Raw genomic sequence first — 12,263 nt, 5'->3', positions numbered from 1 at the left:
TCACTATCTCGATCTCGGTCAGAAGGCAACGCTGTTGCCCTGACGACTTGGACCTCGTTCCGTCGCCAGTCCCAGTAGATATGGTCCGTCTCATGGAGCGAGCGGCCCAAGAGCGGCACCGGGCGTAACCCGACATTACAGCGCGAACCCGTCACGTGCCTCCTTTCCAATTGCAACCGTCAAGTTTAAGACGGTGGGCAGCACTAACAAATACAAGGTCTGTGAATGTCAATCTCGCTCAGTCTACTCACCGGTTCTGACGCTGTTGCGCCGGCTTCCCCCGTAATCGTCGCGCTACGCCTTGACGGCGGCTTCGGCAGGCGTGCAGCGGCCTTGGACGAACAGACCCGCGGCATGCTCAGCCGCGCATGCGCCAGCCCACGTTGCAAAGGCGAGTCAGGCGAGATCATCGATCTGCTGGCGCCGGTCGGCGTATCTGCGCGCCGCATCATCGTTCTGGATCTGGGGTCAAAGTCGAAGATCACTGCGCTTTCGGCAATGAAGGCCGGCGCTGAACTGGCCAAGAGACTGGAGACGGAAGCCGAGTCAGCTGCGGTTTTGCTGGCGGATCAGGTGACGGATGCTGCGATCCCAGCAGGCGAAATCATGGCGCGGCTGCTGTTGGGCATGCGGCTTAGAAACTATCGCTTCGCGCTCATGCCGAAGCAGGAAACCGCGCATGATATCGCGCTGACCCTTGTATCCGACGAGGTTGACCAGGCAGCCATCGATAGGCTGTCTGCGGTTGCCGATGGCGTGAGTTTGGCGCGCACGCTTGTGAACTATCCCGCCAGCCATCTGCACCCCGACAATTTCGGCGACCACCTGTCGCCCCTTCGCGAAGCCGGAATCAAGGTCGAGGAATTGTCGCCCTCCGAACTCGAACGTCTGGGGATGGGGGCGATCCTCGCTGTCGGCAACGGCTCCGACCGCAAGCCGCGCCTGTTCGCGCTTACCTATCGGGGCGAAGGTGCAACCGGCAAGCCGTTGGCCCTGGTCGGCAAGGGCATGTGCTTCGATGCAGGTGGGTTGTGCATCAAGACCGGCCCGCAGATGTTCACCATGAAAGCGGATATGGGCGGCGCGGCCGCGGTGGTCGGCACCATGCTGGCTCTGGCGCGTCAGAAGACATCCGTTCATGTGGTCGGCGTGTTGGCCGTTGCCGAAAACATGCTTTCCGGCAACTCCTACAAACCGGGCGATATCGTTACGACCATGTCGGGTCGGACGGTTGAGGTATACGACACCGACTGCGAAGGCAGAATGGTGCTGTCCGACGCGCTGCATTACACGGCGACGCGTTTCGACCCTTGTGCGATCGTCGATCTGGCCACGCTGACCTATTCGGTGATGCGCGGGCTCGGTCATGCCTTCGCCGGCCTTTTCGCCACCCATGACGAACTGGCCCAGGGCCTTCTGGCGGCCGGAGAGAAGACGGGCGAACGATTCTGGCGCCTGCCGCTCGACACGGCCTATGATGAGGGCTTGCATTCCGATGTGGCCGATCTGCGGCAGCATTCGCGCGATCTTGAAGATGGCGATGCTCTCTTCGCGGCAGCCTTTCTGAAGAATTTCGCCGAAGGCCGTCCGTGGGTGCATCTCGATATCGCCGGCAAGGAACTGATCGGCGAGGATCGGCTGCTGGCGCGGGCGGGCGGCGCGGGCTTCGGCGTACAGCTCCTGGAAGAATGGATCACAAGCAATAGCGCAAGCTTGCAAAAGCTGGGCTGATCAGAAAACAGAAAGGGCGGCTAGAGCCGCCCTTTTCGTATCAACATCGATCAGCCGTCGACCCGCACCAGATGTCCGGGCGATATTTCCCTGTAGCGCCGCTCGGGGGGGGCGAAGTCAAGCGGGCGAAGAGGCGTGCGGAGTTCGTTGATCGGCTGGTTTCGCCGCAGGTGCCGGCGGGAAGGATCCGGTACGGTCACCGCCCCGATCAGCCTTTGTGTGTAGGGATGCTGCGGCCGCTCGAGGATCTCGGCCCGCGGCCCGATTTCGACGATCTCGCCAAGATACATCACGGCGATGCGGTGGCTGATACGCTCGACCACGGCAATGTCGTGCGAGATGAACAGAAAAGCGATGCCCATTCTGTCCTGGATATCGAGGAGCAGGTTCACCACCTGCGCCTTGACCGAAACATCCAGCGCCGAGACGGACTCGTCCGCTATGATCACCTTCGGGTCCAACATCAGCGCCCGGGCTATGCAGACGCGCTGGCGCTGCCCACCGGAGAACTCATGCGGATAGCGTTCAAGCATCGACGGTGAGAGATCGACCTGCTCCATCAATCTGGCGGCTTTGGTTCTGGCCTCTTCCGCGCTGCCCAGCCCGTGCTCGCGGAACGGTTCCACCAGAGCATCGCCGACCGTCATGCGCGGATTCATGCTCGCAAGCGGATCCTGCGGGATCATCTGGATCTCGCAGCGCTTGCGGCGCATCGCTGCCGCCGGGAGCTCGAACAGTTCGTCATCGTCAAGACGGACGCTGCCGGTCGAGTGATTGTTGAGCCGAATGATCGATCTGCCGGTCGTCGACTTGCCACAGCCGGATTCACCGACCAGAGACAGTGTTTCACCCGCAAAGATCGAGAACGAAACATTCTCCACTGCATGCACACGCGCAATACGTCGGTTGAGCATACCGCCGCGGACATCGAAACGTGTCACGAGGTTTCGCACGTCCAGAAGCGGCCGGCTCATATCCGGTTGCCGCTCCAGAGGTGCAGGCGCACTTATCTCGCCGGTTCCCATGTCGACTTCCGGAAAACGCAGCGGGGCCGGCTCTCCCTTCATACTGCCAAGCGTCGATACGCTTGCCAGCAATGCCCTTGTATAGATTTCGCGGGGATTGGCGAATATCTCCGCAGTCGGCCCCTGCTCGACCGGGTTTCCGCGATACATCACCACGGTTCGATCGGCCATTTCCGCCACCACACCCATGTCATGAGTGATGAAAAGAATGGCCATGCCGTACTCGGCCTGAAGGTCCTTCAGCAGATCCAGGATTTCTCCCTGCACGGTCACATCAAGCGCAGTCGTCGGCTCGTCGGCGATCAGCAGTTTCGGGCGCGAAGCGAGAGCCATGGCAATCATGACCCGCTGACGCATCCCCCCTGAAAAGGCATGCGGATAGTCATCCATCCGTTGCGCGGCATTGGGGATGCGAACCCGCTCGAGCAGCGCGATCGCTTCCTTGCGTGCCTCAGACTTTGGCAATCTGCGGTGGGAGGTCAGCGCCTCGATGATCTGTTCGCCCACCCGATAGATGGGGTGCAGGCTGGTCATCGGCTCCTGGAAGACCATCGCGGCGGTCTGGCCGCGAATGTCCCGGATCATCCCCGCCTCGTCGAGTTTGAGAACATCCTTGCCATCCAGGATGATCTCGCCTTCCAGCCGGCTGGTCGCCGGATCGAGCAGCCGCATGATCGACAGCGACGTCACGCTCTTGCCCGACCCGGATTCCCCTACCAGCGCCACCGTCTCACCGGCGGCGATATCGAAGGACAGGTCCTTGACCACGCGGTTCCATTTGCCCCGCGCCCCCAGAAAGGAAACGTTGAGGTTGCGGATCGACAGCATTGCGCCCTTCTGTGCCGGCAAGGCGGCATCTTCCTTCAAGGCCATCTTCATGCCCGCCTCATTCTCGGATCAATCAGGATACAGACGAAGTCGACCAACGCATTGGCGATCACCACGAAGAACGAGGCATAGAGCACCGTCGTCATGATCATCGGCAGGTCAAGGACCTTGAGCGCCTGATAGGTCAGGCGGCCGACGCCGTTGATGCCGAATACGACCTCCGTCAAAACCGCAGCGCCTCCGACGAGCACACCGAAATCCATTCCGAACATGATCACGATGGGGATGATGGCGCTGCGGGTCGCATGCTTCAAAAGTACCGTGCGCCCGGTCAGGCCCTTCGCGCGAGCCGTGCGGATGAAATCCTCCTGATAGGTTTCGATGATGCCGGTCCTCAACATCCGTCCATAAAGGCCGATATAGAGGAAGGCCAGCGTCAGCCAGGGGAAGATCATGGACTTGAACCATAGACCTGGATTTTCCGACAGCGGCGTATAGCCAAGCGCCGGCACCCAAGAAAAGGCCCATGTGTCATGGAGGCGGCTCTGGGTGACAAGGTTCACCATTTCGCCGACCCAGAAGACGGGCATCGCGACGGCCATCATCGAAATTCCCATCAGGATCTTGTCCGGCCACCGGTCCTTGAAGGCTGCCGCGAGGATGCCAGTCAGAGTGCCGCCGAGCATCCAGAGGATGGCCGCGCCCGTGACCAGCGAGAGCGTCGCGGGCGCTGCCGCCATGACCGCGGGAATGATTTGCTGGCCGCGGTTCGCAAAGGAGGTGAGATCCTGCGTCACGAACAGCCGTTTCATCATCAGCCCGTATTGGACATAGATCGGCCGATCGAAGCCGAAGTCCTTGCGGACTGCCTCCACAGTCTCCTGCGCGGCGTTGCGCCCGGCAATGCGCGCAGCCGGATCGGAACCCGGCGTCGCGAAGAAGATCAGGAAGGTGATGACGGAAAGCCCGAACATCACCGCCATCATGCGCAAGAAGCGCGAGAGAATTGCAGCAAGCATGGCTCAGCGTCCCCGAGCGGATTTGGGATCGAGAACGTCGCGCAGCACGTCACCCAGCAGGTTGAGCAGCAGGACGGTCACCATGATGGCGATGCCTGGCGCCATGGAAACCACGGGACGCGAATAAAGCAGGGATTGTCCATCCTGCAGGATCGTGCCCCAGCTCGCGTTCGGCGGCTGCACGCCCACCGACAGGAAGGACAGGGAGCTTTCCGTGACGATGTTCAGCGCCATCAGCATCGGGGCGAAGACGATCAGCGTCGTGGATACATTCGGCAGGATATGCCTCCACAGGATACGTGCAGGCCTGATGCCCAGCGCACGCGCGGCCAGGACGAATTCGCTCTGGTTCAGGGCGAGAACCCGTCCCCGGATCGGGCGGGCGACATAAGGCACATAAACAAGGCCAATGATGAGGATCGGCACGATCACGCTGCTCGACGATATTTCGAAGGGGCCTAAGTGAAAACTTCGGCCGATCATCACGATGGAGAGAGAGATGGCGAGAAGATAGACCGGAAAAGCCCAGATGATGTCGATGACATTGGAGAGCACGCCATCCACCACGCCGCCCAAATAGCCGGCAGCGATTCCGACGATCGCGGCGATCAGCAGGCACAGCACCGTCGAGGCGCCCGCGATCAAGAGCGAGTTGCGTCCACCGTAAAGCAGGCGTGCCGCCACGTCGCGCCCTTGCATATCGGCGCCCAGGAAATATTGCCCGCTCCAGGTCGGACCGATCGGTGTGACGCCGAGGCCCAGCCCCTCGGTCGACGGCTGCATGACGGGAACGCGTTTGCCGTCCAGTTCGATTTTCGCCGACAGGCCGGATCGGAACGGATCCGCTTTGGACATGTATTCTGCGTAGACCGGCGCCATTAACGTGGCAATGACAATCAGCAGGAGAAGGCTTGCCGATATCACAGCAGTGGGGCTCGCGAGCAGCCCCTCGAGGACGCGCCTCCAGGGGCCTCGACGTGACCACCCTTCATCCCCGGCCGAAATGGCCGGGGACAGAGCGGTCTGCTCGTTCGATGGGATCGTCATTTCCTTCACTGAACCCAGGAATTCCCGACCAGCCAATGGAACTGGCTGGAGAACTGGTAGTTGCCCAGGCGCGTGGAGTTTAGATCGACATCCTTCGGCGTGAAGAGCGGGACGGCCGGAGCCAGCGCCATCATGTCACGGTCGATCTTGCCCCATTCCTTGTTCGCCGCTTCCAGATCGGTTGCGGCCAGCGCCATAGCGGCCTTCATGCGATCGTCGAGCGGCTTGTCGCAGATGCCCGACATGTTGACCGAAGAATCCGAGCCCGGCGTGAAGCTGTCGCAGCCGAACAGCACGTTGAGGAAGTTCGACGGCGCCGGATAGTCCTGATACCACTGCGTCACCGATATCTGCACCTTGTTATTGGTGTTCTGGATATAGGTGAACTGGATATCGCCCGAGATGGATTGAACGGTGGCATCGTAGCCGAGATCCGAAAGAACGGTCTGCAGATAGGTGCCGACGGCGCGCGATGTTGCAGTGTCGTCACTGACGACGGTCACCTTTTGGCCCTTGGTGCCGGATTCCTCGACCAGCGCACGCGCCTTGTCCATATCCGGAGCGCTCCACTCGGTGCCCGGGTTGGCGGTGTAGTCGCAGTGAGGATCAAAGCCGGGCATGTCCGGCGGCAGGATGGTGCAAACCGGTGACGCCAGAGCGGGACCGCCGAACAGGGAAACGAGCGCATCGCGATCGACAGCATAGTTCAATGCCTGCCGCACGCGTACGTCGTCGAAGGGCGCGAGATTGGTGTTCATCGGCGCATACCACCAGGCGTTCAGTGGCGAAACGCGTAGCTGGTCGGGGTTGCTCACACTCAGCTCGGCGAGGCGATCCGTCGGCACCGGCTCGTACATCCAGTCGGCCTGGCCGTTGAGGATGGCGTTGACGGCCGCTTCCTCCGTACCGCCGAAGGTATATTCGATACGGTCCGGATAGCCCTTCGGCTGGGCGTCCTTGCTCCACTCGTTAAAGTGCGGATTGCGCACCATGATGAGCGAGGCGTTCGGATCATAGCTTTCGAACATGTAGGTTCCCGTGCCGGGGATCGGCGCATTGCCGGCATCCTTTGCCACCGTGTCGGCGGGCATGATCGACGCATGCGGCACCGCCAGTTTGTAGAGGAATTCCGCATCCGGAGCGACGAGATTGATCGTCACGGTGTTGTTGGCGGCATCGGCCACGACGCCACCTTCGAGCGTGCAGGTCTCGGCCTCGGCAAGGCATTTTTCGGCACCGACGATGCCGCTGTAGAAGCTGCCCGAAGTCGGGCTGCTAACCTTGAAGATGCGCTGCAAGGACGCCACGACGTCATCGACCGTCAGATCCTTGCCATTGGAGAACTTGATGCCCTTGCGCAGCTTGAATGTATAGCTCCGGCCGTCGTCGGAAAGCGTCGGCATTTCCTCGGCCAAATCCGGTACAACTTCTGCGCTTTCGGGACCGGCAACCTTCTTGAAGGCCATCAGGCCATCGTGAGTGTAGATGTAGAGAGGCCAGTAGCGCGCTGTGTAGTTGATGTGCGGATCGAGCGTTCCCTCGGAGGAGACGCCCAGCAGTTTCATCGTGCCGCCGTAGTGTACAGCGTCGGCGTCCTGCGCCTGCGCCGGCTGGAAAGCTATGCACAGCGCAAGCGCTGTCGCACCGAGAAGCACCCGCCCGCGCGCAGCAAGACCGCTCAGCTTTTGGGTTTCGTCCATATTATTCTCCCTCTTGGATAAATACGTGTTTGTTCAATTGCCTATCCGACCAGCGGCCGGAAATTTACGCCCTAATCTCTTGTCGCACTCCGGCAAGCCGCCGAACACTTCATGCAATCTTTGAATTCTTCGACGCGGGACTGCGACTGGAATCGAGGAGAGGTGATCGGAGAAAAGCTGGTCGCTGCCAGTGTGGCTTTGTCGCACGCATCGGAGATGAGCAGCGTGCGCACATCGATCAGATACAGCTGATCGATTTCGGCCCAGCCAAAACCGGGATGATTGCTGCCAACCTCGCTTGGAAAAGTGACCCTCCCCCTCAACCTGAGATCATCTTCTCGGTAACCCGAAGGATTGGCAAGCGACTAAGCCGTTGTAAACAGAAATTTTTCCGTCGCACCCAGCGCTAGGTGGGGCGCCTAGGGTTAGGTGGGTCGCCTTGGGTCTGGACGATTTCATCGAGAACATAACCGCTCTCATCAAGGCGCATTCGGCCGAACGGTCTGAACGCAAGTCAAAAAAAATGGGCCAGCGAAAATCGCGGCCCATAAAGTGTGAAGGTAATTTGTACCTCCAGAGGGAACAGCTGGTGCGGCGGCACTGGGAGGAAAACCGCCATGTGCATCAGCTGTGGGCGTTATGCCGGAATTTTGACCAATTGGAAAACATTTATTGTGCAATGCAGCTATGCGAATCCTGCGCTGCTATTGTACAGACGCGCGACATCCGGCGAACCTGACAGAGATGGCGCCAGAGGTGCGCCAGGAGACATCGATCCTGCGCTCGGCAAGCAGATCCCTCGACATGCCGCCGGCTAAGTGGGAACCGATGACAGAGCCAAACAACGTGAGAAACTGAGACGAGCGGTCCTGGTGTGCGGAGCTTGCCGCGGCGTTCGGCAGCACGCAGATCGACGGAAGCTACAGCCCTGCCTGGCAAGCCGGAGTGCGTTCAGGCCGGACGACGATGCCGGCCTGCATCGGCCATTGCAGTTGGCAGGGTCCGCCATTGCCTATGGCATCTTCGTTCTGCCCGCTTGTGATCACCATGCGTTCGATCCCTTGAACGTCCCGGAAACGCAAATAGGTGACGACGCCCAGAAACTCCGTGCTGACGAGTCTTGCCGATATCGCATTGGTGCCTTGCTCGGCGCGTCGCCCTTCGGATGCAACACGAATGGCCTCCGGTCGCACACCAACCATCACTCGATCGCCCTCCAGGATGTTGTCCGCAAGTGGTACCTTGACTGATAGGTCCTCCCCAATGGCAACATCCATGAGGCCATTCGCCCGCTTTCCCGCGATGCCGTCGAAATAGTTCATGTAGCCGATGAAGTCGGCAACGAATCGGCTGTTCGGCCTGTGGTAGAGTTCGGCGCCGGTGCCGATCTGGGCAATCTTGCCGCGGTCCATCACAGCGATGCGGTCAGCGATGGCGAGCGCCTCTTCCTGGTCATGGGTGACGATGATCGCTGTGATGCCAACCTTCTTTAGCAGGCTGCGCAGTTCGGCGCGCATGCCCTCGCGCAGTTTCTTGTCCAGTGCCGAGAGCGGCTCGTCGAGCAGGAGGACGGACGGTTCCGTCGCGATGGTTCGGGCGATGGCGACCCGCTGCTGCTGCCCGCCCGAGAGCCTGGCGGGATAGGCATCGCGCAGGTTGGTCAATTCCAGCATGGCGAGGCTTGCGGTGAGGACCGCGTCACGCCGCGCCGCCGGCATCTTCTTCATGCGCAGGCCGAACGTCACGTTGTCCGCGACGGTCATATGCGGAAAGAGGGCGTAGTTCTGGAAGACCATGCCGACGTTGCGCCGGTAGGGTGGCACTCCGCTCATCGTTTTTCCGCCGACGGAGATCTCCCCCTTGAGCGTCGGCTGCAGTCCGGCTATGGCGCGCAGCATAGTGGTCTTGCCGCAGCCGCTGGGGCCGAGCAGCGCCACGATCTCGCCGGCCTCGATATCGAGGCTCACCTCGTCGAGGATACGCTTGCCCTGAAGATCCACGGTGAGACCCGTCAGAACCACGCCGCGCTTTGCGAGATTGAGCGAATAGGTCATCTGACCAACCTTTCCAGACCGATCCACTTTTCCATGAGATAGACCGCGAGCACGCCACCCAGCATCATCAGCGTCGAGAGCGCAGCGACCGTGGGATCATTTTCCGTGCGAATGTATTGATAGGCGGCCACGGGCAAGGTCGGGCGATTGCCGACCAAGAACATCGTGGCGGTGAAATTATGAAATGACATGACGATCGCGAAGACCGCCGCGCCGAGCAGGCCCTTGCCCAGAAGCGGCAGGGTGACATGCAGGAAGGCCTGATGCGGCCGGGCACCCAACAGCATCGCCGCGCTTTCCAGGTTGGGGTCCATGCCCTGCAGATTGGCAACGACAAGTCGAACGACATATGGAAGCACGATCAGGGCGTGCAAGACGACCAGAACCGTCGTGTTGGAGATAAACAGGACCGTGTTCGCCCACAGAAGCATCGCGATACCCATGACGATCTCCGGGACGAACAGCGGGGCCATGACGAACACGCTGGCTGCTTGCCGCCCGAAGAAACGGAAGCGCACAATGGCAAGCGATGCGAGCACCCCGAGCACCATGCTGATGACGCAACTGGTGGCGGCAAGCAGCAGGCTCTGCCTAAGTCCTACCGCAAAGCTCGGCGTGCTGAACACGTTGACATACCACTTCAGCGAGACGCCGCTCGGAGGAAAGGCAAGTGTTGCAGCGCTGTTGAAGGAGATCACCAGAATGAGCAGGTTGGGCAGTGCCATGAACAAGAGGACAGCGAAGGTCGCGATCTGAAGGGTCGAAGGTATGAAACTGCGCGTCATCGTTGGAAACGCCTATGGAAGCGATCGCCGGCTACTGTGAGGGCGAGGATGGCGATGGCGGAGATCAGGAACAATATACCCGCGGCAGCCGAACCGAGCGGCAGGTTGCCGAGATTGATGGACTGATCGAAGATGAAAACCGCGATCATGTCGACCCGACCACCGCCCAGGAGCATCGGTGTTACGAAGGAGTTCAGCGACAGCAGAAAGCTGAGCATCGTCCCGGCCAGTATGCCCGGCACGCAGAGCGGCAGGGTGATCAGCAGGAAGACCCGCCAGGGCGCCGCGCCAAGCAGCGCCGCCGCTTCCTGTAAGCGCTTGTCGAGCCGGGCGATAACGCCATTGAGCGACAGGATCATATAGGGCAGGATCCCGGAGATCAGACCGACCAGAACGCCGAATTCGTTGAACATCAGCCGGAGCGGTTCGTCGGTCACGCCGAGCCAGAGCAGCAGCTTGTTGACCAGTCCCGTGCGCCCGAGGATGAGCACCAGACCGAACATCTTGAGCACATAGTCGCTGAGGAACATAGCGAGCAGTGCCGCAAAGATCAGCTTGCGCTGGCGAGGCGAAGCCTTGGTTTCCATGTAATAGGCCGCGGGAAAGCCGAAAACCAGCGCTACCGCCGTCGCCACCCCTGCCAGCCACAGCGAGGAAGTAAAAAACTGGCGATAAGACGCATTGGTCGCCAGGCTCTCATACTGGGCGAGGCTGATGCCGTTGCCCGTTCCATCATCGAGGCTCCAGCCGAGCACGGACGACAGCCCCATCAACAGCGCCGCGATCAGGACGAGGGACGGGGCTACCAGCAGATAGGGCACGAGCCTCTGTCTCATGGATCTGCCACCGGCTCATGGGGCGCGATCTGGCAAGCGGCGCGATGCTTCGCCTGCCAAACTACGCCTTCGGACGAAAAGGGGACTGACGGCATTGCCGTGCCGGTCCCGCCTGCACGACGAGGATCAGTTCTCACTGGATCTCCTGCTGCCACCGGTCGTTCCACGCGGAAAGCTGGGTGGAGATCGCGGGCTCGTCCATGTAGCGGAATTGCGTATCGGCGGGGACCACCTCGCGCAGCTCGGGCGAAACCGCCGCCTGCGTGTTGATCGGCAGGCAGCCGAGCTCTTTTGCAATGCCTTCCTGCGCGTCCTTGCTGATGGCAAAATCGATGAAGCGGGTGGCCGCCTCGACATCCGCTCCCTTGAGCATGACGATATTGTTGATGCTGACCGGGATGAAGGGTTTTGGCGATACGAAGCGGAACTGCGGGCCGGCCTTGCGCAGGCTGAAATAGTTGGCGACCGGCGCAAAGGCGATGACGTCGATCTCGCCGGACGACAGAAGGCGAACCTGCTCGGCATCGGACGTGGTGAAGATCGAGAAGTTGGGCTTCATCGCCTTGGCCAGTTCGAAGCCGGGATCGACATTCTTCTCGTCGCCGCCGGCAAGCGCGGCCAGAAGCGCGATGAACAGACCGTTGTAGTTCGCGCCGTAAGGCGCACCGATCTTACCCTTCAGCCGCTCGTCCTTGAGATCGGTCCATTCCTTGATCTCGAACGGCGTCGTTTCCGCATTGTAGATAATACCGTAGGGCAGGTTCCAGACGCCGACGAAATTTTCGTTGGCCATGTTTGCCGGCAGTTGCGCGGCATTGGCGAGCTTGTCGACCGGGATCGTCTCGAGCAGGCCATCGCGCATGGCCAGCGTTGCAGGCGAGATGGCGGAAAGCCAGAGGTCGTCATCCATACGCCCCTTGTTGGCGCGAAGCGCCGCCAACGTCTCCATGGACGAGGACTGGAGCTGGATCTCGGAGGCGATGCCGCTTTGCGAGGCGAACGGATCCATCCAGTTGGCACGCATCGCCTCGCCATAGGCCCCTCCCCAGGCGATGACCTTCAGGAGCTTTTCCTGTGCCATGAGGCTGGACGCGCCGGCAAGGCCAAGCGCGCTGCAGGCGGCCGCCAGCTTCATGAAGTCCCGACGATTGAAAGTGCTCATGCTTCCCCTCCTCATTTGACGCGGCCCGCAGACCCGTCGACCATCCCATAACCGCATGCCCACCCTCCTCCAGGGC

The 12,263-nt window shown here is 60.8% G+C and carries 10 protein-coding genes; 2 read left to right on the top strand and 8 right to left on the bottom strand.

Features of this window, described 5'->3' with window-relative positions; all coding sequences use genetic code 11:
* The first annotated feature begins 333 nt into the window (after positions 1-333).
* A complete protein-coding gene (locus J2Y48_RS11980) occupies positions 334-1,731 on the top strand; it encodes a leucyl aminopeptidase family protein (protein ID WP_310417688.1) in 1,398 nt (465 codons plus the stop codon).
* 50 nt (positions 1,732-1,781) lie between these two features.
* On the opposite strand, the gene J2Y48_RS11975 is transcribed toward J2Y48_RS11980, so the two are convergent.
* From J2Y48_RS11975 to J2Y48_RS11960, 4 genes are all read right to left on the bottom strand, one after another.
* A complete protein-coding gene (locus tag J2Y48_RS11975) occupies positions 1,782-3,629 on the bottom strand; it encodes an ABC transporter ATP-binding protein (protein WP_310417797.1) in 1,848 nt (615 codons plus the stop codon).
* 2 nt (positions 3,630-3,631) lie between these two features.
* Positions 3,632-4,603, bottom strand: coding sequence for an ABC transporter permease (locus J2Y48_RS11970; protein ID WP_310417685.1), 972 nt, complete (start codon positions 4,601-4,603; stop codon positions 3,632-3,634).
* A 3-nt stretch (positions 4,604-4,606) separates the two neighbouring features.
* Positions 4,607-5,458, bottom strand: a complete 852-nt coding sequence (locus J2Y48_RS11965; protein WP_310417681.1) for an ABC transporter permease — start codon at positions 5,456-5,458, stop codon at positions 4,607-4,609.
* A 197-nt stretch (positions 5,459-5,655) separates the two neighbouring features.
* Entirely contained in the window at positions 5,656-7,350 is a 1,695-nt protein-coding gene (locus J2Y48_RS11960) for an ABC transporter substrate-binding protein (RefSeq protein WP_310417678.1), read from the bottom strand.
* Between the two features lie 439 nt (positions 7,351-7,789).
* Here J2Y48_RS11960 and J2Y48_RS11955 point away from each other — a divergent pair, with 439 nt between their 5' ends.
* The gene (locus J2Y48_RS11955; protein ID WP_310417676.1) at positions 7,790-8,089 is read left to right on the top strand and encodes a hypothetical protein; all 300 of its coding nucleotides are present in this window, start codon (positions 7,790-7,792) and stop codon (positions 8,087-8,089) included.
* A gap of 181 nt (positions 8,090-8,270) precedes the next feature.
* Here the strand turns inward: J2Y48_RS11955 and J2Y48_RS11950 are convergent, their stop codons facing one another.
* The 4 genes from J2Y48_RS11950 to J2Y48_RS11935 all read right to left on the bottom strand — a co-directional run bounded on the left by J2Y48_RS11950 (position 8,271) and on the right by J2Y48_RS11935 (position 12,187).
* Positions 8,271-9,404 carry an ABC transporter ATP-binding protein gene (locus J2Y48_RS11950; protein WP_310417673.1) on the bottom strand — a complete coding sequence of 378 codons (1,134 nt, stop codon included), beginning with the start codon at positions 9,402-9,404 and terminating at the stop codon, positions 8,271-8,273.
* The gene (locus J2Y48_RS11945) at positions 9,401-10,189 is read right to left on the bottom strand and encodes an ABC transporter permease (protein WP_310417670.1); all 789 of its coding nucleotides are present in this window, start codon (positions 10,187-10,189) and stop codon (positions 9,401-9,403) included. The genes J2Y48_RS11950 and J2Y48_RS11945 overlap by 4 nt, the downstream gene beginning before the upstream one ends.
* Positions 10,186-11,025 (bottom strand): ABC transporter permease, encoded by an 840-nt coding sequence (locus J2Y48_RS11940; protein ID WP_310417667.1) that lies wholly within the window; start codon positions 11,023-11,025, stop codon positions 10,186-10,188. Before J2Y48_RS11940 ends, J2Y48_RS11945 begins: the two co-directional genes overlap by 4 nt.
* Before the next feature lie 133 nt (positions 11,026-11,158).
* Entirely contained in the window at positions 11,159-12,187 is a 1,029-nt protein-coding gene (locus tag J2Y48_RS11935) for an extracellular solute-binding protein (RefSeq protein ID WP_310417664.1), read from the bottom strand.
* Positions 12,188-12,263: the final 76 nt, after the last annotated feature.

It is taken from the genome of Mycoplana sp. BE70 (assembly GCF_031455855.1).
In the GTDB taxonomy this organism is placed as follows: Bacteria; Pseudomonadota; Alphaproteobacteria; order Rhizobiales; family Rhizobiaceae; genus Mycoplana.
The sequence above is the reverse complement of the archived record's forward strand: the minus strand, read 5'-3'. Positions and strand labels throughout refer to the sequence as shown.